This window comes from Actinomycetospora sp. CA-101289, assembly GCF_050955895.1.
Lineage (GTDB): Bacteria > Actinomycetota > Actinomycetes > Mycobacteriales > Pseudonocardiaceae > Actinomycetospora.
This window is the reverse complement of sequence record NZ_CP192093.1, coordinates 5,147,609-5,172,149: the sequence shown is the minus strand read 5'-3', so window position 1 is coordinate 5,172,149 and position 24,541 is coordinate 5,147,609. Positions and strand designations below refer to the sequence as shown.

At 76.4% G+C, this 24,541-nt stretch carries 24 protein-coding genes; 10 read left to right on the top strand and 14 right to left on the bottom strand.

What is annotated here, in order from left to right; genetic code table 11:
• Positions 1-61 precede the first annotated feature (61 nt).
• Positions 62-1,018 (top strand): polysaccharide deacetylase family protein, encoded by a 957-nt coding sequence (locus ACQPX6_RS25800; protein ID WP_433783506.1) that lies wholly within the window; start codon positions 62-64, stop codon positions 1,016-1,018.
• Here ACQPX6_RS25800 and galE read toward each other — a convergent pair.
• Complete coding sequence (galE, locus tag ACQPX6_RS25795; protein WP_433783505.1) at positions 993-1,967, bottom strand: UDP-glucose 4-epimerase GalE; 975 nt, start codon at positions 1,965-1,967, stop codon at positions 993-995. The two genes, ACQPX6_RS25800 and galE, sit on opposite strands and share 26 nt — an antisense overlap.
• Positions 1,964-3,343, bottom strand: a complete 1,380-nt coding sequence (locus ACQPX6_RS25790; RefSeq protein WP_433783504.1) for a glutamate-1-semialdehyde 2,1-aminomutase — start codon at positions 3,341-3,343, stop codon at positions 1,964-1,966. The genes galE and ACQPX6_RS25790 overlap by 4 nt, the downstream gene beginning before the upstream one ends.
• A gap of 777 nt (positions 3,344-4,120) precedes the next feature.
• Between ACQPX6_RS25790 and ACQPX6_RS25785 the strand changes: the two genes are divergently transcribed.
• On the top strand, positions 4,121-4,954 hold the full coding sequence (locus ACQPX6_RS25785; RefSeq protein WP_433783503.1) for a hypothetical protein: 834 nt from the start codon (positions 4,121-4,123) through the stop codon (positions 4,952-4,954).
• 133 nt (positions 4,955-5,087) lie between these two features.
• Here ACQPX6_RS25785 and ACQPX6_RS25780 read toward each other — a convergent pair whose 3' ends face one another.
• The 5 genes from ACQPX6_RS25780 to ACQPX6_RS25760 form a co-directional block, all read right to left on the bottom strand.
• Positions 5,088-6,779 (bottom strand): methyltransferase domain-containing protein, encoded by a 1,692-nt coding sequence (locus ACQPX6_RS25780; protein ID WP_433783501.1) that lies wholly within the window; start codon positions 6,777-6,779, stop codon positions 5,088-5,090.
• 298 nt (positions 6,780-7,077) lie between these two features.
• On the bottom strand, positions 7,078-8,334 hold the full coding sequence (locus tag ACQPX6_RS25775) for an OmpA family protein (RefSeq protein ID WP_433783499.1): 1,257 nt from the start codon (positions 8,332-8,334) through the stop codon (positions 7,078-7,080).
• Entirely contained in the window at positions 8,331-9,335 is a 1,005-nt protein-coding gene (locus ACQPX6_RS25770) for a hypothetical protein (RefSeq protein ID WP_433783498.1), read from the bottom strand. The genes ACQPX6_RS25775 and ACQPX6_RS25770 overlap by 4 nt, the downstream gene beginning before the upstream one ends.
• Entirely contained in the window at positions 9,332-10,093 is a 762-nt protein-coding gene (locus ACQPX6_RS25765) for a hypothetical protein (protein ID WP_433783497.1), read from the bottom strand. The genes ACQPX6_RS25770 and ACQPX6_RS25765 overlap by 4 nt, the downstream gene beginning before the upstream one ends.
• A 2-nt stretch (positions 10,094-10,095) precedes the next feature.
• On the bottom strand, positions 10,096-10,941 hold the full coding sequence (locus ACQPX6_RS25760; RefSeq protein ID WP_433783495.1) for a hypothetical protein: 846 nt from the start codon (positions 10,939-10,941) through the stop codon (positions 10,096-10,098).
• Between the two features lie 356 nt (positions 10,942-11,297).
• Here ACQPX6_RS25760 and ACQPX6_RS25755 point away from each other — a divergent pair, with 356 nt between their 5' ends.
• The gene (locus ACQPX6_RS25755) at positions 11,298-11,933 is read left to right on the top strand and encodes a vitamin K epoxide reductase family protein (RefSeq protein ID WP_433783493.1); all 636 of its coding nucleotides are present in this window, start codon (positions 11,298-11,300) and stop codon (positions 11,931-11,933) included.
• An 81-nt stretch (positions 11,934-12,014) separates the two neighbouring features.
• On the opposite strand, the gene ACQPX6_RS25750 is transcribed toward ACQPX6_RS25755, so the two are convergent.
• From ACQPX6_RS25750 to ACQPX6_RS25735, 4 genes are all read right to left on the bottom strand, one after another.
• A complete protein-coding gene (locus ACQPX6_RS25750; protein WP_433783492.1) occupies positions 12,015-12,845 on the bottom strand; it encodes a DUF559 domain-containing protein in 831 nt (276 codons plus the stop codon).
• Positions 12,846-12,965: 120 nt separating this feature from the next.
• Positions 12,966-13,688, bottom strand: a complete 723-nt coding sequence (locus tag ACQPX6_RS25745; protein WP_433783491.1) for a DsbA family protein — start codon at positions 13,686-13,688, stop codon at positions 12,966-12,968.
• Positions 13,689-13,772: 84 nt separating this feature from the next.
• Complete coding sequence (locus tag ACQPX6_RS25740; protein ID WP_433783490.1) at positions 13,773-14,549, bottom strand: zf-HC2 domain-containing protein; 777 nt, start codon at positions 14,547-14,549, stop codon at positions 13,773-13,775.
• A complete protein-coding gene (locus tag ACQPX6_RS25735) occupies positions 14,546-15,106 on the bottom strand; it encodes a sigma-70 family RNA polymerase sigma factor (protein ID WP_433783489.1) in 561 nt (186 codons plus the stop codon). The genes ACQPX6_RS25740 and ACQPX6_RS25735 overlap by 4 nt, the downstream gene beginning before the upstream one ends.
• A gap of 293 nt (positions 15,107-15,399) precedes the next feature.
• Between ACQPX6_RS25735 and ACQPX6_RS25730 the strand changes: the two genes are divergently transcribed.
• Genes ACQPX6_RS25730 through ACQPX6_RS25720 form a run of 3 tightly spaced genes read left to right on the top strand, consistent with a single transcriptional unit; the run spans position 15,400 to position 17,750 of the window.
• Positions 15,400-15,627: a hypothetical protein gene (locus ACQPX6_RS25730; protein WP_433783488.1), complete on the top strand. Its 228-nt coding sequence runs from the start codon at positions 15,400-15,402 to the stop codon at positions 15,625-15,627.
• Positions 15,624-16,274, top strand: coding sequence for a DUF5134 domain-containing protein (locus ACQPX6_RS25725; protein WP_433783486.1), 651 nt, complete (start codon positions 15,624-15,626; stop codon positions 16,272-16,274). Before ACQPX6_RS25730 ends, ACQPX6_RS25725 begins: the two co-directional genes overlap by 4 nt.
• A 33-nt stretch (positions 16,275-16,307) precedes the next feature.
• Positions 16,308-17,750: a PepSY-associated TM helix domain-containing protein gene (locus tag ACQPX6_RS25720; protein ID WP_433783485.1), complete on the top strand. Its 1,443-nt coding sequence runs from the start codon at positions 16,308-16,310 to the stop codon at positions 17,748-17,750.
• On the opposite strand, the gene ACQPX6_RS25715 is transcribed toward ACQPX6_RS25720, so the two are convergent.
• Positions 17,738-18,544, bottom strand: coding sequence for a class I SAM-dependent methyltransferase (locus ACQPX6_RS25715; RefSeq protein WP_433783484.1), 807 nt, complete (start codon positions 18,542-18,544; stop codon positions 17,738-17,740). The two genes, ACQPX6_RS25720 and ACQPX6_RS25715, sit on opposite strands and share 13 nt — an antisense overlap.
• Before the next feature lie 104 nt (positions 18,545-18,648).
• Between ACQPX6_RS25715 and ACQPX6_RS25710 the strand changes: the two genes are divergently transcribed.
• The 4 genes from ACQPX6_RS25710 to ACQPX6_RS25695 all read left to right on the top strand — a co-directional run bounded on the left by ACQPX6_RS25710 (position 18,649) and on the right by ACQPX6_RS25695 (position 22,019).
• Positions 18,649-20,022, top strand: coding sequence for a UDP-glucose dehydrogenase family protein (locus ACQPX6_RS25710; protein ID WP_433783483.1), 1,374 nt, complete (start codon positions 18,649-18,651; stop codon positions 20,020-20,022).
• A gap of 90 nt (positions 20,023-20,112) precedes the next feature.
• Positions 20,113-20,586: an SRPBCC family protein gene (locus ACQPX6_RS25705; RefSeq protein WP_433783481.1), complete on the top strand. Its 474-nt coding sequence runs from the start codon at positions 20,113-20,115 to the stop codon at positions 20,584-20,586.
• Between the two features lie 28 nt (positions 20,587-20,614).
• Entirely contained in the window at positions 20,615-21,397 is a 783-nt protein-coding gene (locus tag ACQPX6_RS25700; RefSeq protein ID WP_433783480.1) for a DUF1990 family protein, read from the top strand.
• Between the two features lie 205 nt (positions 21,398-21,602).
• The gene (locus ACQPX6_RS25695; RefSeq protein ID WP_433783479.1) at positions 21,603-22,019 is read left to right on the top strand and encodes a hypothetical protein; all 417 of its coding nucleotides are present in this window, start codon (positions 21,603-21,605) and stop codon (positions 22,017-22,019) included.
• A gap of 1 nt (position 22,020) precedes the next feature.
• Here the strand turns inward: ACQPX6_RS25695 and ACQPX6_RS25690 are convergent, their stop codons facing one another.
• Complete coding sequence (locus ACQPX6_RS25690; RefSeq protein ID WP_433783478.1) at positions 22,021-22,968, bottom strand: endonuclease/exonuclease/phosphatase family protein; 948 nt, start codon at positions 22,966-22,968, stop codon at positions 22,021-22,023.
• A gap of 46 nt (positions 22,969-23,014) precedes the next feature.
• Positions 23,015-24,400, bottom strand: coding sequence for a heparin lyase I family protein (locus ACQPX6_RS25685; RefSeq protein WP_433783476.1), 1,386 nt, complete (start codon positions 24,398-24,400; stop codon positions 23,015-23,017).
• Positions 24,401-24,541: the final 141 nt, after the last annotated feature.

Below are 24,541 nucleotides of genomic sequence, written 5' to 3'. Positions count from 1 at the left end.
TTGGGCGGCGGTGCGCGCCCGGGAGACGCCCGCGCCGAGGGGGCCGCTACCGTCGGTGGCCATGAGTCGACGGCTCCTCGTGCTCGGCTGGCACAACATCGACCCCACGCCGTTCTACCCCGCCACCCCCGGCGCGGGGCGGCGCGGCTTCGAGCGCCAGCTCGCCGCGATCGACCGGTTGGGCACCGTCGTGCCGCTCTCCGAGGCCGTCGACACCCTCGCCGCCGGCGGGTCGCTGCCGCCGCGGGCGGTGGCGCTGACGTTCGACGACGGCTACGCGGACTGGGTCGACGCCGCGGTCCCGGCGCTGGACCGCCGCGGCATGCACGGCACGTTCTTCCTGGTCTCCGACATCGTCTCCGGGCGCATCGGGGCCTGGTGGGAGGAGCTGGCCGACGCGTTCGCCCGGTGCACCGCGTCGGAGCTCGCGTGGGCCGGGCGCGTCCACGACCTGTCGACGCCGGTGGCGCGCCGGGCGGCGCAGTCCGCGCTCAAGGACGAGCTCAAGCTCGTCGACCGCGCCACCCGCGTCGAGGCCGTCGGCCGCATCGCCGAGCGCATCGCCCCGCCGCCGCCGGAGCGGCCCCCGATGTTCCTCGACTGGGCCGGCGCGAAGGCCCTCGCGGCGACGGGCCACGGCATCGGCTCGCACACGGTGACCCACCCGATCCTGGCCCGCGAGGAGACCGCGACCCAGCGCCAGGAGCTCGAGGAGTCGCGCCGCGCCCTCGAGGCGGGCCTGGGGCAGACCGTCGACCTGCTCGCCTACCCCAACGGCAACGCCGGCGACTACGACCAGCGCACGATGGAGCTCGCGCACGCCGCGGGCTACCGCGCCGCGGTCACCACCCGGCCCGGTCTCGTGGGGCCGCAGGAGCCGCCGCTCGCGATGCACCGCATCGTGCTCACGCCGCTCACCGACGTGGGCGAGCTGTTCGGCAAGGTGGCCCGCAAGAGCACCGGCGTCGCCCGGAAGGTGGCCAACCGCGCGTTCAGGACCCTGACGCCGACCGGCTGACCCGCGCGTCCCACGCCGACGCGACGATGTCGTCGAGGTCGTGGCGCGCCCGCCAGCCCAGGCGTTCGCCGATGCGGGTGACGTCGGCGACGACGGCGGCGGGGTCGCCGGGACGCCGGTCGGCGACGACGGGCTCGACGGGCCGGCCGGCGACGCGGGCGACGGTGGCCATCACCTCGAGCACCGAGTAGCCGCGCCCCACCCCGACGTTCAGCGTCTCCGCGCACGGGCCGTCGAGCAGCGCGGTGGCCGCGACGTGGGCGTCGGCGAGGTCGTCGACGTGCACGAAGTCGCGCACGCAGCTGCCGTCGGGGGTGTCGTAGTCGGTGCCGAACACGGTCGGCGCGTCCCCGCGGACGACGGCGTCGAGCGCGATCGGGACGAGGTTCGCCTGCCCCCGGTCGGCGAGCCGGGCGTCGTGCGCGCCGGCCACGTTGAAGTAGCGCAGCGCGACGTAGCGCAGGCCCGTCGCGCGGTGCACCTCGGCGAGCAGCCACTCGCCGGCGAGCTTGGTGGTGCCGTACGGGTTGACGGGCATGCACGGGTCGTCCTCGGCCACCGCGGCGCCCGTCGTCGCGCCGTAGACCGCGGCGCTCGACGAGTACACGAAGCGCTCCACGCCGGCGCGGGCGCACGCGCCGAGCACGCTGCGCAGGCCCTCGACGTTCTCGCGCCAGTAGTACAGCGGGTGCGCCACCGACTCGGGGACGCTCTTGCGGGCGGCGAAGTGCATGACGCCGTCGAGGCGGTGTTCGGTCAGCGCGCCCGCGACGGCGTCCTCGTCGAGCACGCTCGCGCGCACCAGCGGCACGTCGTCGTCGACGCGCTCTCCGAGGCCCGCGGAGAGGTCGTCGAGCACCACCACCGCGTCGCCGCGCGCCCGCAGCGCGCGCACGGTGTGCGCGCCGATGTAGCCCGCGCCGCCGGTGACCAGCCAGCGGCCCGTCATCGCAGCCGGCGGGGGGCCGCGGTGGCGCGCAGCGCCGGGGCGACGGGGCGACCGTCGAGCACCGCAGCTGCGCCGTGGGTCAGGGCGCGCTCGTAGGCCGGCAGCGCGGCCTCGACGGCGGCGACGGTCTGCTCGACGTCGGCGTCGGTGTGCGCGGCGGAGATGACGAACGACTGCCCGAGCACGCCGCGGCGCAGCAGCTCGGCGAGGAACACGGTGCGCATCTCCTGCGAGGGCCGGCCGTCGCGGTCGCGGGTGCGGAAGACGAGGCACGCCGGGTGGCCGACGACGTCGACGTGCTCGGCGAGCCCGGCGGCGGCGATCACCTGTGCGGCGCCCTCGGCCAGCTTCTCGCCCTGGCGGCGCATGGTGGCCACGGGATCCTCGCGGCGGTAGGCCTCGACGACGGCGCGGAACGCGGTGAGCCCGACCGTCTCGGGGCCGTGGGTGGTGGAGAGGAGGAAGACGCGCTCGTCGTCGGTGCGCAGGCCGCCGAGCTCCATGAGCTCGCGGCGCCCGGCGAGGGCCGAGACGGGGAAGCCGTTGCCCATCGCCTTGCCCCACGTCGACAGGTCGGGGGTCACGCCGTAGAGCGACTGCGCACCGGCGGCGGACCAGCGGAACCCGGTGATCATCTCGTCGAACACCAGCACCGCGCCCTCCGCGGTGCACAGCTCGCGGACGCCCTCGAGGAAGCCGGGCGCGGGGTCGTGCAGCGCGGTGGCGGCCTCCATGAACACCGCGGCGATCCGGCCCGGGTGGGCGTCGAAGAGCGCGCGCAGCGAGCCGAGGTCGTTGTAGGTGAACCCGACGGTGCCCTCGCGGGTCGTCGCCGGGATGCCGGCGTTCATCGGGGTGGTGCCGATGAACCAGTCGTCGGTGGAGAAGAAGGGCTGGTCGGCGAGGGCCACCATGTCGCGCCCGGTGGCCGCGCGCGCGAGCTTGAGCGCCGCGGTGGTGGCGTCGGACCCGTTCTTGGCGAACTTCACCATGTCGGCGCCCGCGACGAGGCCGAGGAAGTCCTCGGCGGCGTCCACCTCGAGGCGGCTCGGGCGGGAGAAGCTCAGCCCGCGGCCGAGCACGTCGCGGACGGCGTCGAGCACGGGCTCGTAGGCGTGCCCCAGCGTCACCGAACGCAGGCCCATCCCGTACTCGACGTACCGGTTGCCGTCGACGTCCCAGACGTGGGCGCCGCGGCCGTGCTCGATGACCGGCGTCATGTGCTCGGGGTACTGGTCCGAGCCGCGCGCGTAGGTGTGGGCGCCGCCGGGCACGAGGTCGTGCAGCCGGGCCTGCAGACGGGCGGACTCGGTGAACACCGGCTCCGGCGCGGCCGTGGTGGACCGTTCGGTCGAGGACGACGACACGGACGTCATGGGCCTCAGCTTCCCTGGTGACGACGGGTGGTGGCCGTGGGGGGTCGACGCTGTCCCCTCGGTGGGGGTGACGTCCGGGGTGCGGTCGGCGTTGCCCCCGACCAGGGTGGTCGCGCACCACGGTCAGCGCGTGTCGCCGTCGCGCGCTGCGGGCCGTGACGTGCCGGTACCCCGACGGCGCGGTGCCGGTCCCCCGGACAGGAACGGGGATCCGGGGCCCTCAGACTGGTCCACATGGCCGCATCCGTCGCCCCTTGTGGAGCAGCACCCGGGCGGGCCGGGCGTCACGTGCTCCGCGACGCCCCGCCTGCCCGGTCCGGTCGCTCGCGGCCGCGTCGCCGCCTCGCGGCGCCCGCGGTGGTCCGCCGTCCGTGGCCGGTGGCGGCGGTGGGTGCCGGCGCTCCGGTGACGTCCGTGCTCCCCGGTGCCCCCACGGCGGTGACCGACGTGACGCGGGTCCCGGTGCGGGCGGTGCGGGCGGGGGGTCCGCTGATCCTGATGCGGCCGGTGGACCCGCCGCCGACGGTGACGGTCGCGGCTCCCGCGGCGGCTCCCGTCCCGGCAGCTGCTGTCCCGGCGGCTGCTGCTCCGGCGGTTGGTCGGCTGGCGGCCGTGCCCACCGCCCCCGCGCCGGCCGCCGGCGGGCCGCTCCCGCCGCGCCGGGCCCCGATCCGGCGTGGGCACGTGCCCGGGACGCCGGTGCGCGCGGGGCGTCCGGTGTGGGGTCCGCCGCAGCCGGCGGTCTGATCACGGCGCCCCGCTGGCAGGGTCGTCGGCGTGGTCGGGGCGGAGGTGGCGGCGCTGGTCGCGGGCACCGTCCCCGCGATGCGTCGCCGGGGTCGCTACCGGCCGCCCGGTGGTCAGGAGGTCGGCGACCTCGCGGAGCTCGCGGACGCGCTCGCCCGGGGCGACGCCGAGGACGCGGTGCGGGTGGGGGGACGGCTCGGGCTCGCCTCCGACACGGTCGGTGGGGCGCTGGTGCTGCGCTCGGACCCGGACACCGAGCGGGCATGGCTCGTGGCCGTCCTGCGTCCCGGGGTCGTGCCGGGCGTGGTGGTCGAGGTCCCGCACCCGAACGCGGACCTCGACACCGAGGCGGTCGGGCTGGGCGTGTGGCGCCGCTGCCCGGGCGCGCTGTACCTGCAGGCGGGCGCGCACCGCGCCGCCGGGGCGTCGCCGGACGCCTGCGAGCGGGGCGACTTCCCCGCCGACGTCGCCGCCCGCGCCGACACGCCGTTCGCGCGGGTCGCGGCGGGGCTCGTGGCGCGGGGGCTCCCGCAGCTCCAGCTGCACGGGTTCGCCGACCGGGAGGGCGTCGACGTCGTCCTCTCGCCCGGGGCGAGCGCCGGCGGGCCGCTGCTCGCCGCCGTCGCCGAGCGGCTCGCGGCCACGGGGGAGCGGGTCGGGGTGGGCGAGGACCCGCGGTGGACCGACCTGCTCGGGCGGCGGAACGTCCAGGGCCTCGCCGCGGCGGAGCGGGCGACGGCGTTCGTCCACCTCGAGCTCTCGCGCTCGCTGCGCCGGGACGCGGGGCGGCGCGAGGCCGTGGCCGACGCCCTCGCCCGCGCGGTCGACGACCTGGAGGCGAGCGGGGGGATTTCCTGGCGTTGAACGCTGTGTTCGGCCTCCGGCGCGGCAGCTCCGCTGCGCTGCGTGCCGCAGCGTGGCCCCCACGCTGGCAACACCGGAGGTGCGCCAGGCGTGGGGGCCACGGCGGGTAGAGCGGTAGAGCGGGTAGAGCCGGTCAGCGACGGATGCGGAAGATGCCCCAGGAGAGCTGGCCGCTGCGGCCGCCGTTCACCCAGTTCTGCAGGCCCGTCTTCATGTTCGCGATGTACTCGTCCGAGATCGTGCCCCGGAACCGCGGCTCCGCGGCCTCGAGCTCGGCCAGCACGCGCCCGTAGTGGGTCGTGAGCTGGTCGGTGTGGTCCTCGAACGTGAAGTCGGCGAAGCCGAGCTTCGCGAACTCCTCGCGGTAGAACCCCGGCGACCCGAGGGTGTCGAGGTGCAGGCGCGCGAGGATCGGCGTCAGCGCCGCGGTGTCGGCGGCGTCGTCGGCCATCGGGTCGGTGAACACCACCTGCCCGTGGGGCTGGAGCACCCGCTCGATCTCCGCGACGACCTGGCGGCGCTCGCCGGAGTGCAGGAACGCGTCCTGCGACCACACGAGGTCGTAGAAGTTGTCCTGCACCGGCATGCTCTCGAACGACCCGTCGACGACGTCGACGAGGTGGTCGAGGCCCTGCGCGCGGTTCTTCTCGCGGTTGCGCTCGTTCTCGACCTCGCTGAGGTTCAGGCAGGTCACGCGGCAGCCGTACTGCTTGGCCAACCAGCGCGCCGAGCCGCCGTAGCCCGCGCCCATGTCGAGGATGCGGGTGTCCGCGGTGATGCCCATGCCCTCGGCCATGCGCTCCACCGTGCGCTGCGAGGCGGGGGCGATCGGCTCGTCGGGCGTCGCGTAGAGCCCGACGTGGATGTCCTCGCCGCCCCAGACCTCGTGGTAGAAGGTGTCGGCGTCGGTCGAGTTGTAGTAGTCGCGCGCGGTGTGCACCGCGGTCGAGTAGCTCTCGGTCAATTCGTCATCCGGTCGGTAGGTCTTCTCCGCGACGTGGATCCAGAAGTCCGGGCTCTCGGTCCCGTAGGTCTCCTGGAAGTCGCCGTACGAATCGATCTTCTGGAAGCCGACTTCCCGCATGAGCCGGCGCACGTAGTCCTTGCGCAGCGGGAACATGTTCAGGTGGTACACCGAACCGTCGTCGTGGAACGTGTACCGGAAGCGGGCCAGGCCGTCGTCGATGTACTCCGGCTCCGCGGTGACCGTGTCGCCGCAGTAGAAGTACTTGTGCTTCGACGAGAACCCGTGGTCGAGGATCTCGTCGTAGTTGCGCTGATCGAGGATCAGGACGCCGTCGTGCTTGAGCATCGCGTAGAACTCGGCCAGCGCCTTGCGCCGGTCGCGCTCGTTGAACAGGTGCGTGAACGAGTTGCCGAGGCAGATGATCGCGTCGTACTCGCCGTGCACATCGCGGTTGAGCCAGCGCCAGTCGGCCTGGACCACGCGCAGGACGTGCCCGTACTGACGACCGTTCTGGAAGGCCTTGGCGAGCATCTCGGCGCTGCCGTCGGCGGAGACGGTCTCGAACCCGGCCTTCAGGAGCTGGACGGAATTGAACCCGGTGCCCGTGGCGACGTCGAGGACCTTCTCGACCCCGCGGGCGGACAGCTGGTCGATGAAGAACGTGCCCTCACTGGCGGCACGACCCTCCCAGCCGATGTAGTCGTCCCACTTGTCCACGAACCCCTTGACGTATTCCTCTTGGTAATGGTTCGTGTCGCGGACGTCGTTCGGGTTCTCGCCGAACTCCTGCGTTACGTCGGCCTCGGTGTAGTCGAGGCCAGCCGCGGTGTCGGGGCTCCGGTCTGCGGCTGCGGTCATGTGTCCTCCGGACGTCGGTGACGCTTCCGGGGAGTCGACGCTAGGCAGCCGGGGACCGACCGGGAAGCGCCGGTAACGCCGTACGGTCGACAGAATCGATACAGCTCGCGGAGGTCTGGACCGACGGACGGGCCCATCAGCGCTGCTCCGACCGGGTGCGCACGCGAAGGATCTCCGTGACCACTTCGGTATGTGATGGCAGCCACGTTTGTGCGGGGACAGAGTTCCGGGAGCTGTGTCAGCGGGCTCCCGGCCCCGCCCGTCGGTCCTCGGATGCCCGATCGCCGCCGCGGGGGAACTACTCCGAGGGCTCCACGATGACCGTCCGGTTGGAGCTCGCCGGGCCGGGCAACTGGCGGCCGTCGGGCCCCACGTCATTGACGTAACCGGGGAACTGGCTGCCCACGCCGCGCGTGGTGATGCGGTCCGCAGGCGCCCCGAGCTCGACGAGCAGCGCCTTCACGGCCTCCGCGCGCCGGGTCGAGAGATCGACCTGACCCTGCGGTGTCCCGGCGCGCGCACTCGTGCCGGTGAGCGCGATCCGGCGGTTCGGGGACGCGGTCAGGAACTGCGCGAACGGGGTCAGCACACCGCGCGCGGCATTCCGGTCGCGGAATTCCGCGGTGTCGGGCTGGAACCCGACGGAATTGTCGTCGGGCAGCGCCGTCGCGCGCCCCGGCGTGATCGCGGGCGGCGGCGGCAGGTCCACCACGCTCACCGCCGGGGCGTCGGTGGGGGCGTCGCCGCCGCGGGGCTCGGGCAGGACGGCCACGCAGCTCGCCCCGCCCGCCGTGGCGATCGCGGTCCACAGCGCCACCAGCGACTGCCGCTGGGCCGGGCTGAGCGCGGGCTGGGGCTCGGCGACGTCCCCGAGGCCCGCGAGGACCACCGTGGTGCCCTGCAGGCCGGGCAGCGCGTTGCTCGACCGCAGCGCGTCGACGGTCTCCTCGGGCGGCGCCTCGAGCAGGCCGGGCTGGCGGAAGTCGAGCGGGGCGACCGTGGAGAGACCGGAGTCGACGAGCACGACGGTGCCGGGGCGGTTGCCGCCCGCCGACCGGCCGGCGAGGTCCAGCGCGGACAGCACGTCGACCTCGGGCGTCTGGGCCCGCAGCTCGGTCACCGCGGAGCCGAAGCCGTCGAGGAAGGCGTTGCGGTCGTCCTCGGCGGCGAGCGCGTTGCCCGCGTCGGTGCGGAACGTGTCGTTGCCGGCCGAGGTCGGCCGCCCGTCGACGTTGATCAGCGTGATGCGGGGCTCGTAGCCCTCGTCCACCGAGCGGGACAGCACCGACACCGTCGCGTCCTGCACCGCCTGCGGCAGCCCGGGCTCGGGGCTGTTCGCGCGTCCCGACACCGCGAAGGCCATCGGGCCGACGGGCGTCGGGCAGGACAGCGCGCTCCCGCCGCCGCCGGAGAAGCCGCCGCCCGCGGACTCACCGCTCGAGCAGCCGGCGAGGAGCGCACCGGTGAGGACGAGGGACAGCAGGCCAGCAGCGCGGCGTGCTGTGTTCCGCCTCCGGCGCGGCAGCTCCGCTGCGCTGCGTGGCGCAGAGGTCACCGATGGTCTCCGTTCGTGCTGGGCGCGGGCGCGACGGGGGTGAACGGGCGGAACTCCGGCGGGGCCTCCTCGCCGGGCACGACCTCGTTGGCCGGGGTGAACAGCGGGTAGAACGACGAGCCGGTGAGCCCGTCGGTGACCGACGGGTTGCCCTTCTTCGACGCCATGAGCGTGCGGGCGTAGTTCTGCAGCTCGAGCATCTCGGCGACGACCTGCTGGCGCGCGGCGCGCCAGCGCTGGTCCTCGCGCTCGCGCTCGTTCTCCTGCTGGCGCAGCGCCTCGCGGGCGCGCTCGAGCTCGGCGCGGCTGTGGCGCTCCTGCTCGGTGGCGTCGTGCATCCGGCGCTCGGCGCGGCGCAGCGCTCCCGCGACCGGGTTGAACGACACGAACGTCGCGACCATCGCGGCCATGCCGCTGGCGAGGAACAGGGCGCCGAACAGCGCCGCCGGCAGCACCGCGGAGAGCTCGATGCCCGACGAGGACCCGCCGAAGCCGCCCCCGCCGCCGGAGCCGAATCCGCCGCCCCCGCCGGACCCGAAGCCCCCGCCGCCGGAGCCGAAGCCACCGCCCGACGAGGTGCTGCTCGGCGTGAGCAGCCGCGCGGCGAACGCGGCGACGCCCAGCACCAGCCACGTCGCGGCGGCGAGGACGGTGAGCGTGGTGGAGGCGCGCGGGTCGCCGCAGCGCCGGCGGGCCAGGCCCTGGCCCACGAGGTGCGCGAGGCCCACGGCGGCGGCCGCGAAGCCGACCGTGCCCAGCACGATGAGGAACGGCGCCCCGCGGAAGACGCGCGCCAGCACGACGTAGAACGCGGCGATGTCGCCGCCGATGGCGAGCAGGATGATCCCGAGCGCCAGGTAGTCCTCGCGCGAGCGGTTGATCAGCAGCGTGGCGTCGCGGTACGAGCGCGGGCGGGCGCCGGGGGCGGGCTCGCCGGGGCCGGCCGGGCGCGCGGGGCCGCCACCGAACCGGCCCCGCAGGCCGCCGCGGGGGGCGCTCATCGGCCCGACTCGCGCGGGTCGTGGCTCATCGGGTCTCCACGGTCAGGGGAGGGCTCGGCGGGACGCGCGGCGTGGCGGGCGGGGATGCGGGCGGTGCGGTCGTCCCCGGTCATCGGCCGGGGGAGGGGGCCGGTCGGGGGGTCGGCCGGCGGGCCGTCCGGACGGTACGGGGCCTCCTGCGGGTCTCCACGGTCGGGACGTCCACCGCGGTCCCGGGGTCCGGACGACCCGTCCGACCCGCCCGATCCGCCCAGCGGCTCGGCGAGGCGCTCGCGGGCCTCCTCGTAGTCGCGGCGCGCCACCGCCAGGGCGCGGCGGTCGCGCTCGTGGGCGGCCTCGGCCTCGGCGAGCTGCTGGCGCGCGCCGCCGACGAGGCGGTCGACGACGGCCTGGTGGTCGGCGTGCTGCGAGTCGATGCGCGCCAGCCAGCCCGACGCCCACGACGCGATCAGCGGGTCGAGCGCCCCGCCGGTGCCCTCGTCGACGCCGTCGAGCAGCTCGGCGACCAGCGTGCGCACGCGTCCGCGGGCGGTGCCGACGTCCGGGGTGGCCTGGTTCGGGTAGGGCATGGGCCCGACCCGGTCGGCCGCGTAGACCTGCGCGAACCGCCGCTCCTCGGGCGTGCCCGCCGTGGTCGCGACCCCCGGCAGCGTCGACAGCGGGGGCCCGGACGCGCCCTGCGGCGCGGTCGGGTTGGCGGACGACGTCGGGGCCGGGGGGCGGGCGCCGCCCGCGCGGCGCCGGGGCCAGCGGGGCATGGCTACTCCTGCGGGGTCGGGGCCCCGAGGTCCCGGAAGGCCGGGCTGCTCGGGCTGTTCGTGGGGGTCGGGGCGGCGTGCGCGTCCGGTGCCGTGACGGGCCCGGTCGGGGGCCCGGTGGTGGGGGTCGTCCCGGGATCGCCGGGGTCGCCCGTCTCGGCCGCCGCCACCCAGCCCGGCACCACCGGGTGCTGGGCCGCGAGCGCCGGACCGATGCGGTCGCCCGCCGGGTGGCGGCGCACGAGGTGGCGCTCGTACGCACTGACCCGCCGCATGACCTGCGCGTGGAGCCGGCGGACGCGGGTGGCGCCGACGAGCTCGCACGCACGGATGGAGCTGCCCAGCCGGGCGTACTCCACGCGCATCTGCGTGAGCTGCGCGTGCAGCCGTGCGGCCTCGTCGACGAGCGGTCGTCGCGTGGCCTCGTGCTCGCGCGCGCGGCGGGCGGCGACGACGTCGTCGGGGGTGTCGGTCTCGCCGCCGCGGCGCACGGCCATCTGGTCGGCGTCGAGCAGCACGGGGATCGCGTCGAGCCGCGCGCGCACCCGCTCGAGGGCCTGCTCGGTCTCGGGGATGCGGGCGGCGAGGCCCGCGCGGGACTGGTGCATCGGGGCGATCTCGAGGTCCAGGCGCAGGCGCTCGCGGTGCACGCGCGCCAGGAAGTCCTGGTGGTACTCCTCGAGCGTCGGCGTCCCCGCCGGCCGCCCCGGTTCCATGCTGGGGAGCGCGGCGCGGCCGTCGGCGCGCGCCTGCCACCAGTCACCCATGCGTGCGATCCACCCGTAGGGGGGCATCGGTGACCCCGTGGCGCCGGGTGCGGGCCCGGCCTGGCCCGCGGGCTGGCTCATCGGGGCCTCATCGGGCGTGCCGTTCCACCTGCTGGGTTCCTCCTGCGTCGTCCACCTCGACGGACGGTCGTCGGCCGAGTCTAGGCCGACCGCCCGCAGGGGGACGCGGTCGACCGGGGGCACGGGTGCGGGGGACGGCCGACGCGGCGCCGCGCGCGGCGGGCGACACGCCGGGCCACCGGTCACCCGGAGGAGCGAAGAACACACCGCGCGGTCGCACCTCGATCGCGTGAGGACCCCGTTCGACCAGGGCGTTCGAGCTGTCTGCAGCGAACGCGCCGTTCGCTGCTTCTCAGCGCACGAAGTCCCCGTTCGCTGCGGGAACTCGGGGCGTCCCCGGGGCGACCAGCACGGCGATGGCCACCACGACGCACGAGCACCCGACCGACGTCCTGCCCGCGGCGGGCGACGACGACGCGGCGCCGGGACGCGGCACCGGGATCGTGCTGCTCGCCGGCGGGCTGGTCGGCGCGGTGGTGTCGCTGGTGCTGCTCCTCGACGAGCTCGCGCTGCTCGCCGACCCCGGCTACGTCCCGTCGTGCAGCATCGACCCGGTGCTCTCGTGCGGCACGATCATGCGCACCGAGCAGGCCGCGGTGCTCGGCTTCCCGAACCCCGTGCTGGGCCTGCTGACCTACCCCGTCGCCGCGGCGCTCGGCGCGCTCGTATTGGGCCGCGTCGCCCTGCCGCGCTGGGCCTGGTGGGGCCTGCAGGCGGGCACCACGGCCGGGATGCTGTTCGTGCACTGGCTGATCGCCCAGAGCCTCGGCGTCATCGGCGCGCTGTGCCCGTGGTGCATGGTCGCCTGGGTCGCGACGATCGCGATGTTCTGGGCGGTCACCGTGGCCAACCTGCGCGCGGGCCGGCTCGGGGGCGCGCCGGCCGCGCTGCGTCACCACGGTTGGGGGCTCGCGGCCTGGTACCTGGCGATCGTCGTCGCGATCGTCGCGACGTTCCCCGCCTGGGCCGCGGGGCTGGTGGGCCTGGCTTGATCACGGGCCTGATCACGCCACGGCGACCACCGCCGCGCGGACCGTGGCCAGCACGCCGGCGGGGTCGGCCTCGAGGTCGTGTCAGTTGACGCGCAGCACCGTCCACCCCGCGAGCACCAGCGCGTTCTGGCGGCCCTGGTCGCGGCGGAAGGCGGGCAGGTCGCGGTGGTACGCCCAGCCGTCGACCTCGACGAGCACGCGCGCGGCGGGGAAGGCGACGTCGAGGACGGCCACGCCGTAGCCGGGCACGACGACCCGGTGGTCGGCGAGCCAGCCCGCGACGCCCGCCCCGCGCAGCAGGCGGTGCAGGCGCCGTTCGGCCTCCGAGCGGGCCCCGCCGGCGGCGAGCACGAGCAGGCGCGCGACCACGGCGGCGCCGGGGCGGCCGAGACGCGCGTGGTGCGCCCGGCGCAGGCCCTCGAGCGTGACGCGGTCGGTCAGCAGCGCGCGGTCCATGAGCTCCGCGCCCCGCCGCAGGCCCAGCTCGGCGGCCGCGTCGACCACGGCGTAGGCCCGGGAGGCGATCGGCACGCCGTCGATCGTGGTGCGGAAGCGCGCCTCGAGCGCCCGCCGCACGGCCCGGAGGTCGGGGCGCGAGCGCACGCGCCGCTCCGGTGGCACCGCGAACCGCAGGACCTCGGGCGGCTCGTCCCACAGGCGCCACCACCAGGCCGCGCCGACCCCGATCAGCGTCGCGGAGTCGCCCAGCCACAGGGCGCCGGCGCGCACGCGGGCGCGGGCCGTCCAGCGGTGCGCGGCCGAGAGGTACACGCACGGCCAGAGCACGGCCCACACCCCGCGGGCGAGGCGGTGGTCGATCGCGGCCCGCGTGAGTCCGCGAGCGAGTGCCTGGGCCCGCGAGATGACGCCGTCCTGGCGGCGCAGGAGGGCGGCGATGTCGTCGGTGTCCACACGGGGTTCGACGCAGCGCGCCGGGCCTCGGCTCCACGCCGTGTCATCGAAGATCGCTCCCGGTGCTCCGCGGACCCCGTCAGTTCGGGTTCACGGAGCACCCGGAGCGATCATGCGCACTCAGCCCGCCAGCACCGCGTCCAGTTCGGGCGCTCCGGGCTGGAGCAGGCGGCCGTCGAGCACGATCGTCGGGGTCCCGAAGCTCCCGTCGCGCTGCAGCGCCGGGTCGTTCACCGCCTGCTGGTAATTCACGGTGACCTCGCCGACGTGGCGCCCGCTCTGCACGCACTCGCCGAACCCCGGCCCGGCGCCGGCGCGCTGACCGAGGTCGACGAGCTGGCCGGTGTCGTAGCCGCGCCCGCCCTCGCGCGGCTGCGCGGCGTACAGGCTCGCGTGCACCGCGGGGAACGCGCCGGACTCGGCCGCGCAGATCATCGCGTTGCCGGCGCCCGAGGAGTAGCCGGGCGGGTCCGAGCGCTGTTCGAGCAGGTTGACGAGGTGGTAGCGCACCTGGACGCGCCCGCTGGCGACGGCCTGGGCGATCGCGGTGCCCGCGCGCTGCTCGAACGCCTGGCAGGCCGGGCACAGCGCGTCCTCGTAGAGGTCGAGGGTGTGCGCGGCGGGCCCGCCGGCGACGACCACCCCGTCCTCGACGGTCGTCGGGTACGCCGCGGGCGCCGGGGTCACCGGGATCGCCTGGTCCGCGCCCTGCGACCCGCCGGACAGCAGCACGCCCCCGAACACGACGGCCGCGACGAGCACCACGACGGCGACCGCGACGATCGTCGGCGTGCGCGACGTCCGGCGCGGCGGTGGCGGGGCGGGCCTCGAGCGCGTGGCCATCGGCGGCGATCTCCTCGTGTCGGCGGGCGGCACCGGGCGGCGCCGTCCTGCTGGTCGCTCCGCGGGGCCCGCTGGTTCCCGGGCTCACGCCACGTCGGACTCCCACTCCCGTCCGGCCGGGGCGGCGCTCAGGGAGGTGTCCGCGGCGGGGCGCTCGTCGCGGCGCCACCAGCGCGCGCCGGGCGTCGGCCCGCGTCCGGGGCGGGGCACGGTGCGCACGACGGCGACGCCGAGCGCGAACCCCGCGACCAGCAGCAGGTGCGACGCGACGCGGCCGGGGTCGACGCGCCCGGCGACGAGGTCGACGCCGCTGACCACCGCGAGCACCGCGATGAACGCACCGAGCGCGGGCAGCAGGCCGGCGAGGTGGCGGGTCCACAGCGCGCCGGCCAGGAACGCGATCCCGAGCGCGATGTTCCACGCCGCGCTCTCGTGCGTCGTGTGCGCCATCCCGGCGCCGAGCACCATGAGGGGATCGATCATGGCGTGGGTGTGTGTCACGGCGCCGAGCAGCGCGACCAGCCCGATCGTCGCCTGCGCGATCCCCACCGCCGCGAGCCCGGCGCGGGCGGCCGTGCCGCGCCAGCGCACCCGTGGCCCCGGGGCGTGGTCGACGACGCGGGCGACGAGGTCGGGTCCCCCGCCCGCGATCCCGGTGCGGGCGCGGCGGGTGATGGCGGCGAGGTCAGCGAGGGAGCGCTGCCACGCGCGGCAGTCGGGACAGCCGGCGAGGTGCGCCTCGACCGCGGCCTGCTCCGCGGCGTCCGCCTCGCCGTCGAGCGCGGCCGACATCGCCTCGCGGCAGCCGTCGCAGTCCATGCCGTGCTGGTCGTCGCGCGGGCGGCCCGGGTTCCCGCTCACCCCGAGCGGTGCGGGCGCTCGGCCGACGGCGGCTCGCCCAGCGCCGCCACGAGGTCGGCCCGGGCCCGCGCGACCCGCGAGCGGATCGTGCCGATCGGGCAGCCGACCACCGCAGCGGCCTCGTCGTAGGGCAGGCCGAGCACCTGGGTGAGCACGAACGCCTCGCGGCGCTCGGCGGCGAGCGTGTCGAGGGCGTGGCGCACCGCCACCGACTCCGCCGGGTCCGACCCCGGCGCCTGACCGAACGGGCGGTCGTCCTCGGCGAGCGAGGCCGGGCTCACGGGACGCCGGGCGCGGCGGCGCAGGTGGTCGGCGGCGACGCGGCGGGCGATCGAGAGCAGCCAGCTGCGCGCCGGCGCGTCGCCCCGGTAGCGGCGCAGCGCCCCGAGCGCGCGCTCGTAGGTCTCCTGCGCCAGCTCCTCGGCCACCGAGGGGTCGGCGAGGTGCACGAGCAGCCGCCACACCTGGTGCTGGGTGACCGCGACGAACTCGCCGGCGGCGGCGCGGTCGCCCTCGCGGGCGCGCAGCGCCAGCGCCGTGATCCTCGCGTCGTCCACCCGTGCGCTCCTCGCCGCGTCCGCCCCGACGTCACCTGCGTCGTCACTGCGTCGTCCCGGGGCCCCGCGGAGTTCCCGGCCGTGACCGTCCCGACAAGCGGGCCGACGACCGCACCGACGGTCCCTACCGTGCCCGCTCGACGGTAGCGGCCGCTCCTGAGAAGGAGCGGGCCCGCCGCTGAGAACGCTCCGCCGTCCGGGCACACGTGCCCCGGGCGCCGGGGCGAAGGGTGGGCGCCGAGGAGGCACGGTCGTACGGTCCCGCCCGGACACCCGGCCCACGGAGGAGCACCATGACGGAGAAGGTCGCGGACGGCCTGCAGCACGTCGCCACGTTCTGCGGCCAGTGCTCGTGCGGCTGCCCGGAGCTCTACGTCGACCCCGCCGCCGACGACGACCGCCGCGTGGTCATCACCGACGACTTCGGCCAGGCGATCCGGATGAGCCTCGCGCAGCTCGCGGTCATCGTCGACGACGCCCGCAACGGTGTCCTCGACGGCCTGCTCCTGGACGCCGAGTGAGCCTGCCCGCGCCTCTGGCCGGGCTCCTGGCCGCGGTCTTCCTGGCCGCGGCCGCCCTGTGCACGGTGAGCCTCTGGCGCCGCCGGGCCCGCCACGAGGGCCCGGTCGCGGCGGCGGAGGCCAACCACGTCGTCATGGCCCTCGGGATGGCCGCGATGGTCCTGCCGGCCACCGCGACGGCGCTGCCCCCGCTCGCCGGTGCCGTGCTGTTCGGTGTGATCGGCGTGGCGTGGACGGTGCGCCTCGTGGCGCTGCGGGCGCGCGGGCGGGCGCTCGGCTCGCCGATCGGCGGCGACCGGTGCGCCGCCCACCCCACGCACCTGCTGCTGAGCAACGCCGCGATGGTCGTGATGTACGCGGTCATGCTCCCCAGCGGCGGGACGGCCGGCCACGCGGGCCACGCCGGGCACGGCGCCGCGTCCCCGCTCGCGCTGTCGGCGGTCGGGGTGGCGCTGGCGCTGTACCTGCTGGTGCACGCCGGGGCGACGGTGGCGGTGCTCGTGCGCGCGTCCGCGCCCGTGGCGGTCACGGTCGGCGGTGGCGGCGGCCCGGGGCCCGTCGGGCGCTTCGTCGACGCCCCCGCCGTGCAGCTCGGCTGCCAGGCGGTCACCGGGGCCGGGATGGCCCTCATGCTCCTCGTCCACTGAGTCCACTGAGCGCCCCGACCCCGAGAGGCCCGCGTGTCCGTCGACCGGTCCGCCCCGCCGCAGGCCCCGGCCCGCCCGGGCACCGCGGCACTGCTGCGGCCCCTCGTGCTGCGCGTGCACTTCTGGGGCGGCGTGCTCGTCGGGCCGTTCCTGCTGCTCGCGGCGCTGACCGGCTTCGCCTACACGCTCATGCCGTCGCTGGAGCCCGTGGTCTACCGCGACGAGCTCACGGTGCCCGCGTCGGACGCCCAGGTGCCGCTGGCCGACCAGGTGCGCGCCGGCCTCGACGCGATGCCGGGCACCGAGCTGCGCGCGGTGCGCCCCGGGCCGACACCGACCGACACCACCCAGGTGATCGCGGACGACCCCACGCTGCCCGACTCGTCCTACCGCACCGCGTTCGTCGACCCGCACACCGGCGCGCTCGACGGGGTGCTCGTGACGTACGGCTCGGGGCAGGCGATGCCGCTGCGCGCCTGGGTCGACCAACTGCACCGCAACCTGCACCTCGGCGAGGCCGGGCGGCTCTACACCGAGCTCGCCGCGTCGTGGCTGTGGGTGCTCGTGCTCGCCGGCCTCACGCTCTGGGTGGGGCTGATCCGCCGGCGCCGCCGCGCCCGAAGGTCGAGCTCCGCTCCGCTCCGTCTCCCGGAACGGGCGTCGGAGCTCCTCGTCCCCCGCACGCGGGGTGGCCGCCGCGCCCGCCTGCTGTCGTGGCACGCCGTCGTCGGCCTGTGGGCCGCGGCCGGCCTGCTCTTCCTGTCCGCCACCGGGCTGACGTGGTCGACCTACGCGGGCGAGAACATCGGCGCCCTGCGCGCGCAGCTCTCGTGGCAGACCCCCGAGCCCGCCACCGCCCTCCCCGGAACGGGGGCCCACGCCGGACACCCCGACCACGGGACGATGGCGATGCCGCCCGCCGACGTGGCGCCGGCGTCGTTCGACGTCGCCGCCCGCACGGCCGCCGACCTCGGTCTCGACGGCCTCCTCGAGATCACGCCGGGCGACGAGCCGGGCGCCGCGACCACCGTCGCCCAGGTCGACCGCACCTGGCCCGAGGAGCACGACGCGATCGCCGTCGACCCCGACTCCGGGGCGGTCGTCGACGTCGTCCGCTTCGCCGACTGGCCCCTCGCGGCGAAGCTCGCCACCTACGGGATCGACGCGCACATGGGCTACCTGTTCGGGGTGGCCAACCAGGTCGTCCTCGCGGTGCTCGCCCTCGGGCTCGCGTGCGTCGTGGTCTGGGGCTACGTCCTGTGGTGGCGCCGCGGCCCGGGCCGGCGCCCGGGCCACGTCCCCGCCGACGGCGTCCTGCGGTCACTGCCGCGCGGGCTGCTCGCGGCCGTCGTCGTCGTGACGATCGCGGTCGGCGTGGCCGTGCCGCTGCTGGGCGCCAGCCTGCTCGCGTTCCTGCTGCTCGAGACCCTGCTCGACCGCCGCCGGGTGCAGGACGAGGCGCGTCAGAACGCGTAGCGGTGCAGGCGCAGGGCGTCGCGCAGGTACGGCACGGCGTCGAACCCCCGGTACACGAGGTGCCACGGGCCCGCCGTGGCCCGCGCGCCGAGGTCGGTCACGCAGACGTCGTCGCGCCCGCGTAGCCGCGGGTGGCGGGCGACCAGGGCGTCGCGGTCGTAGCCCCAGGCGAAGCGGGTGTCCACCGACGTCACGCCGAACGCGGCGTTCGACACCGGCAGCACCCACGGGGACACCGCGTCGAAGGCGAGGACGCCGCTCGCGCACCGGGTGAGCAGCTGGTCGAGGACGCCGTCGACGTCGGTCGGGGGCAGGTACATGAGCAGGCCCTCGGCCACGGCCAGCGTCGGGCGGTCGGTGTCGACCCGCTCCCACCACGACGGGTCGGCCACGGAGGCGCCCACGACCTCGACGTCGTCGGGGAGGTCGTAGACGCGGCGGCGCAGGTCGGCGACGCGGGGCAGGTCGACGTCGATCCACCGCGCGCCCGGCGGGCGGTCGAGGCGCAGCGGGCGGCTGTCCAGCCCGCACCCCAGGTGCAGCACCTGGCCGTCGGGGTGCTCGGCGAGGAACTCCCGCGCCCAGTCGTCGAGGCGCCGCGCGCGGGCACTGATCGTCACCGTGTCGGAGCTGAACCAGCGCAGGGCGCCGGGGTCGTGGTCGACGCGGGCGAGCACCTCGGCGGCGAACCGGTCGCCCAGCACGGGGTGCGCCGAGCGGGCGTCGCGCTCCCGCAGGAACAGCGTGATCAGCATCGTCTGCTCGGACCCGCGCAGGTCCACCCGCTCGGCCATGGGCCCACCGTGTCACGCGCCGCGGGGACCGGCCCCTCGGATCCGGAGCGTGATCTGGCAGCGTGGGCTGCGGATTCGTCGACGGAGGACCTGAGGGGGGCGCCGTGTTCACGCGTCGGGTGGCGGTGGTGGGGACGGGCTATGTCGGGCTGACGACGGGGGCGTGTCTGGCGTCGCTGGGGCACCAGGTGGTGTGCGGGGACATCGACACCGCGAAGGTGGAGCGGCTGCGCCGCGGTGTGGTGGACATCGTGGAGCCGGGTCTGTCGGAGCTGGTGACCGAGCAGGTGTCGGCGGGCCGGTTGTCGTTCGTGGTGGGGGCCGCGGCGGCGGTGTCGGCGGGTTTCCCCGACGAGGGGGACGCGGAGATCGTGTTCCTGTGCCTGCCGACGCCGATGGGTGTGGGCGGGGTGGCCGACCTGCGCGCGGTCGAGGCGGTGGTCGAGGAGACCCGCGAGCTGCTGGCGGCGGGGACGGTCGTGGTGAACAAGTCGACGGTGCCGGTGGGCACGGCGGGGCGGACCGCGGAGCTGCTGGACCGTGCGGACGTGGCGGTGGTGTCGAACCCGGAGTTCCTGCGCGAGGGCTCGGCGGTGCACGATTTCCTGAACCCGGACCGGATCGTGGTGGGGTGTGACACCGCGGAGGCCGCGGAGCGGGTGGCGGCGCTGTACGCGCGGCTGGGGGCGCCGACGGTGCTGACGGACGCGGCGTCGGCGGAGCTGATGAAGTACGCGGCGAACTGCTTCCTGGCGATGAAGCTGTCCTACGTCAACGCGATGGCCGAGCTGTGCGAGCGGGTGGGCGCGGACATCGGGGACGTGACCGACGGGATCGGTTACGACCGGCGGATCGGGCAGGCGTTCCTGTCGCCGGGTCCGGGATGGGGCGGGTCGTGCCTGCCGAAGGACACCCACGCGCTGTTGCAGGTGGCGGACGCGGCGGACTTCGAGTTCCGGCTGCTGCGCGCGACGATCGACACCAACACCCGGCAGCGGCAGCGGATCGTGGACAAGGTGCGCGCGGCGGTGACGGGGCGGCGGACGGGGTCGCTGGCGCGGGTGCGGCTGGGGCTGCTGGGGCTGACGTTCAAGGCGGGCACCGACGACCTGCGGGACTCGCCGGCGCTGGCCATCGCGGCGCTGCTGCGCCAGGCCGGGGCGGACCTGGTGGGCTACGACCCGGCGCTGGTGGGGGACCCGGGCGACCCGGACAAGGTCGCGCCCGGTGTGGTCGAGGGCCCGGTCGGCAGGGAGGTCGAGGGCGTGCCGCTGGTGTCGGACCCGATCGAGGCCGCGCAGGGCGCCGAGGCGCTGGTGGTGCTCACCGAGTGGCCGGTGTTCCGGACGCTGGACTGGGCGGCGATGGCCGGGGTGATGAAGCAGCCCGTGGTGGTCGACACCCGCAACCTGCTCGACCCCGCCACCCTGCGCCGCGCCGGGCTCACCGGCATCGGCCTCGGGCGCCGGGTGGCCTGAGCACCAGGTCACGGGGGCGGGTCTGGTCCCCCGCCCGGCGCCCGCCTACCGTGGAGTGCGGGTCCGAGGTCCTCAGCGGAGAGGCGAACCATGCGTCGCGAGATCGCGATCGACGTCGACACGTGTCCGGACCACGTGTGGGCCGTCCTCACCGACGTCACCCGCTGGCCGGCCTGGACCTCCGCGGTCCGTGACGCCACCCTCGTCGGCGGCGGCACCCTCGCGCTGCACGGCGTCGTGCGCCTGCGCGCGCCCCGCCTGCCCGAGCGCACCTGGCGCGTCGGCGAGTTCCAGGCGCGCCGGCGCCGCTTCACCCTGCAGGGCGACGGGCTCGGTGGTCGCGCGAGCGTCCGGTTCGCCCTGACCACGCCCGCGGGCGACGGCGCCCGCACCCGCGTGCTCGTCACCCACGAGCGCGCCGGCTGGATCGGCTCGGCGATGGCCCGGATCACCGCCCGCACCGTCGACGGGCACCTGCAGACCCTCGCGGCCGACCTCAAGGAGCACTGCGAGACCCGCCGCCGCGCGGGCGTGCCGCCGGTGGTGACCGGGTCGGCGGGGTGAGTCCGCGGGGCCGGGGTAATCCCGGTCCATGTCGTCCGGCGAGTCCACCCTCGACCCCTCCCTGCGCACGTCGCACTGGATCCCCGGCCCGCACCAGGTCGTGCGCGAGGCGCTGATGCTCACGCGCCTGCCGCGCGGCGTGGCGGGCGTCCTCTGGCGTCTCGTGCGCCCGGACGTGCCGGTGCACGTGCGGGAGGAGATCGGCGACCACCGCGACCTGCCCCCGCACCTGCCCGACGCCACCGAGCGCGACCAGCCGCTCGAGCACGGCTACGGCCCGGCGCTGCACCGCGAGTTCCACATACGCGCCGTCGGCGCGCAGCGCGGCGCCGCCGCCCTCATCGACGCGATCGCGCGGGACATGAACCGCGCGGTCGTGCCCGGCGTCGCCCGCTTCGACTACGTCGCGTGCAGCGGCGCGATGGCCGTCGGCGAGGAGCTCGTGGTGCGCATGCCCGGGCCGTGGGACGGGCCGGTGCGGGTGCTGCGGCGCGACGACACCTCGTTCCGCCTCGGCACGCTCGTCGGCCACCTCGAGGCCGGGCAGATCGAGTTCGCCGCCCGGGACGTCGACGACGACACCCTCGAGTTCTCGATCACCACCTGGGCGCGGGCCGGCGACCGCGTCGCCGACGTGCTCTACAGCCGCCTCGGCCTGGCCAAACAGATCCAGTACCTGCTGTGGGTGGAGTTCTGCGTGCGCGCCGTGGGCCTGGCCGGCGGCCGGGTCGTGGGCGGCCTGGACGTGCTCACGCGGACCGTCCACTGGCCGGACGAGATTCCCGTCGAGGATTCCGCGCGGGCGGTGTAACGGCCGGCGCACCCCGGACGACGTCACCAGTGCCCCGCGTGGCCACCGGACCCCCGACCCGGTGGCCCGCGGGGCGTTCCTCGTTCCGGGCCCTCCTCGATCGTGACGGGCCCGCCTCCCTCGCCCGTGTGGCGGGTGATCCGTCAGGGACACGCGGGGTGGATGTGACACGGTGCCGTCCCCCGTCGGGCTTACCCTCCCTCGCGTGGACGGTGACGCACGGGTGACGACGGCGGTCGTGGGGCTGCTCATCGCCTTCTGCGCCGTGCTCCTGGCCAAGTGGCTCGCCGTGGTCGCCCTCGCCGCGCTGCTGCTCGCCGCCGTCCTGCGCGTCGCGCTGCGCCGGGTGGTGCGCGCGGTCCGGGGCCGCCGGGCGCCGGTCGCCGAGCTCGTCGAGCCGGTCGGGGTGGGTGGGGTCGTCGGCGGGGCCACCGCCGTCGACCGGGCCGTCGGCGCCGCCTTCGACCGCGCCGCCGGTCCGCGGCGCGTCGTGCCCGTCACCACGGTGGGCCCGCCCTGCTCCTGGTGCGGGCTGGTCGGCGGGCACCACGACCGCGAGGGGCGCCCCGTGCGGCCCCGCCACGCGCACGCCCTGCCCGCCCCCGCCCGCCGGGCCTCCTGAGCTACAACCGCAGGCGCACGACCAGGGCCCGGTGGTCCGAGCCCGGGACGTCGGCCACCGCGACCTCGCGGGCCCGTGGCCCGTTCGCGGTCAGCACGTGGTCGATGGGTGCGGCGACGCCCGCCGGCCACGACGCGGGCCACGTCCCGCGCAGGCCCGCACCCACCTCGCCCGCCGCGTCGGCGCAGCCTCGGGTGCCGGCCCGGAACGCGGAGTGGTCCGGGGTGGCGTTGAGGTCGCCGACCACCAGCGACGGGCCCGCCGCGGGGGAGCACCAGCGCGCCAGCAGCGCGAGCTCCCCGGGCCAGTAGCCGATCCACTGCGGGACGATCGACACGACGTGGACGGCGCCGAGGCGCACGGGGCCGAGGATCCCGCCGGTGACCTCGGCCCACGGGTAGCGCGTGTCGCCGGGGGACCCGGGCGGCTCGGAGATCGTGCGGGCGGTGACGTCGCCGGCCCGGGGGGCGGCGAGCACGGTGACGCCACGGACGTCCCGCACGCCGGGCGGCACGTTGCTCCACGACCGGTAGGCCGGCAGCAGGGCCGCGAGGCGCGCGCGGAAGCGGTCGCCGGCCTCGGGCAGCACGACGAGGTCGGGGCGCTCGCGGCGCACCAGGTCGGCGAGCACGTCGACGTCCGCCTGCCCCTCGTACGCGTTGAACGACAGGACGGTCAGCGGGGTGCCGCCGGGTGGGGGCGGGTCGGCGGCGACGGTGCGGGGCACGACGAGCGCGGCCGCGACGCCCACCACGAGCGCCGTGCCGACCAGCGCCACCGTGCCCGCGCGCCGCGACGTGCCCCGGCGTCGCCGCCACAGGGCGAGCAGCAGCACGAGGACGGCCGTGGCCGCGGTGAGCACGGGGCGCAGCGCGACGGTGGCGGCGAAGGGCAGCCACCGGTCGAGCGCGACGAGGTCGGGCAGCAGCACCGCCGCGGCGACCAGCACCGGGACGACGGCGACGACCGGCCCGACGGAGGCCGTCCGCCGGGGCTCAGCCGCGGGGGCGGGGTCCGATGCCCCCGATGCCCTGCTCGTCGCGGCCGATCTTGAGGTCGGTGACGACGATCGAGCCGGCCTGGCCGATGTTCGGGTCCCGGTAGAGCCCCATCTTCATGTAGGCGCCCTCGGTGCTCATGGTGCCCTGGCTCGGGCTCCAGTCGGTGACGCCGGTGGCGCGCCCGTCGCGCCACACCGTCACCGAGCTCTCGCCGGGGTCCTGCGAGAACTTGACGCGCATCGTCAGGTCGATGCGCTCGCCCGGGGACACGGGTCCGATGGCCCGGAGGTCGTCCCCGTTGCTGGCCATCATCAGCTGCCCGTTGCGCACCTCGAGCGCCAGCGGCGGCGAGCCGCTGGGCGAGTTGTGGTGCCACTGCAGGATGAGCTGCCACGACCCGGTGTTGGTCGGGAAGTCCTCGTCGAGGATCGCCGTGTACCGGACGAACTGCACGTCCCCGTCCCGCGGCTCGGTGCCGGGACCCTGCGGCAGGACCTCGCTGCGCTTGCCGCCGCCGGGCACCGAGAACTGCCAGGCGCTGCGGCCCGGGTCGTCGGGGTTGTCGACGACCCGCGGGCGGGGGGCGCCCTCGACGAGACCGTCGTCGCCGCCGTTGTCGAACAGCTCGCCGAAGGCGCCGGCCGCGGCGTCGAAGAGGGCGCCGACCACCGGTCGCGGTGCGTCGCTGGTCGGGGTGGTCGAGACGGTCGGGGGCGCCACCAGCACCGGGGACGGCGCGACCTGCGGGAGGCTCGGCGGCACGACCGAGGCGAGCCCGGCCGGCGCCGCGAGCTGCGGCGGCGCCTCGGGCGGGGCGGCCACCGGGGCGGGGGCGCCAGGGGTGGTCAGCGCGAACACCGCGGCGATGCCACCGACGCCGAGCAGGGCGACCGTCGCCCGCAGCGGCACCGTGCGCCGGGGCGCGTCGGCGCCGTGCGCGGGGCCACCACGGTGGGCGCCGGTGGCGGTCGGTGCGGCCGCGGCGGTGGGGGTGGCGGCGATGGGGGAGGCGGCGCGGCCGGTGTCGGCGCGGCGCGTGGGTCGCGGGGTGGCGGGGACCGAGGTCGGGATCGAGCCCGCGGTCGGGTCGAACGCCTCGCCGCGGTGGGCGGCGCGGTGCCGGCTGGTCTCCGCGGTGGTGGGCACGGCGATCGGCGCGGTGCCGGCGGTGCGGCGGTGGCGTGGTCCGTCGTCGTCGGGCACCGCCGTGGTGAGGCCCCCGGTCGGCGCGTCGGTCGGGCTGCCGACCGGGGTGCGGGTGGGCGGGCCGTCGCCGGGAGCACCGTGGGGGACCCGGAGGCCGAGCTGCCGGTGGCGGCGGGTGCTGCGGCGCCCCTCGCCCGGAGGCGTGGGGTCGGCGTGGGTCACCACGTCGGTCATCGAGGGCGTCTCCCGGGTCGGTCCGGACGGGCGCTGGTCGCCCGCCCCGCGGCCGTGCGGATCGTGAGCGTGCGTGGACAGCGTGTCACCCGACCGTGGGCGACACGCGCTCCGCCACGGGTCGCTGGGCCGAACGGCGTG

Bases quoted from the DNA above. Each gene is read 5' to 3' on its own strand.
- ACQPX6_RS25770 (WP_433783498.1), bottom strand. From the start codon at position 9,335: ATGAGCGCCCCCCGCGGCGGCCTGCGGGGCCGGTTCGGTGGCGGCCCC.
- ACQPX6_RS25705 (WP_433783481.1), top strand. From the start codon at position 20,113: ATGCGTCGCGAGATCGCGATCGACGTCGACACGTGTCCGGACCACGTG.
- ACQPX6_RS25700 (WP_433783480.1), top strand. From the start codon at position 20,615: ATGTCGTCCGGCGAGTCCACCCTCGACCCCTCCCTGCGCACGTCGCAC.
- ACQPX6_RS25790 (WP_433783504.1), bottom strand. From the start codon at position 3,343: ATGACGTCCGTGTCGTCGTCCTCGACCGAACGGTCCACCACGGCCGCG.
- ACQPX6_RS25765 (WP_433783497.1), bottom strand. From the start codon at position 10,093: ATGCCCCGCTGGCCCCGGCGCCGCGCGGGCGGCGCCCGCCCCCCGGCC.
- ACQPX6_RS25780 (WP_433783501.1), bottom strand. From the start codon at position 6,779: ATGACCGCAGCCGCAGACCGGAGCCCCGACACCGCGGCTGGCCTCGAC.
- ACQPX6_RS25760 (WP_433783495.1), bottom strand. From the start codon at position 10,941: ATGAGCCAGCCCGCGGGCCAGGCCGGGCCCGCACCCGGCGCCACGGGG.
- ACQPX6_RS25755 (WP_433783493.1), top strand. From the start codon at position 11,298: ATGGCCACCACGACGCACGAGCACCCGACCGACGTCCTGCCCGCGGCG.
- ACQPX6_RS25800 (WP_433783506.1), top strand. From the start codon at position 62: ATGAGTCGACGGCTCCTCGTGCTCGGCTGGCACAACATCGACCCCACG.
- ACQPX6_RS25745 (WP_433783491.1), bottom strand. From the start codon at position 13,688: ATGGCCACGCGCTCGAGGCCCGCCCCGCCACCGCCGCGCCGGACGTCG.
- ACQPX6_RS25685 (WP_433783476.1), bottom strand. From the start codon at position 24,400: ATGACCGACGTGGTGACCCACGCCGACCCCACGCCTCCGGGCGAGGGG.
- ACQPX6_RS25730 (WP_433783488.1), top strand. From the start codon at position 15,400: ATGACGGAGAAGGTCGCGGACGGCCTGCAGCACGTCGCCACGTTCTGC.
- ACQPX6_RS25715 (WP_433783484.1), bottom strand. From the start codon at position 18,544: ATGGCCGAGCGGGTGGACCTGCGCGGGTCCGAGCAGACGATGCTGATC.
- galE (WP_433783505.1), bottom strand. From the start codon at position 1,967: ATGACGGGCCGCTGGCTGGTCACCGGCGGCGCGGGCTACATCGGCGCG.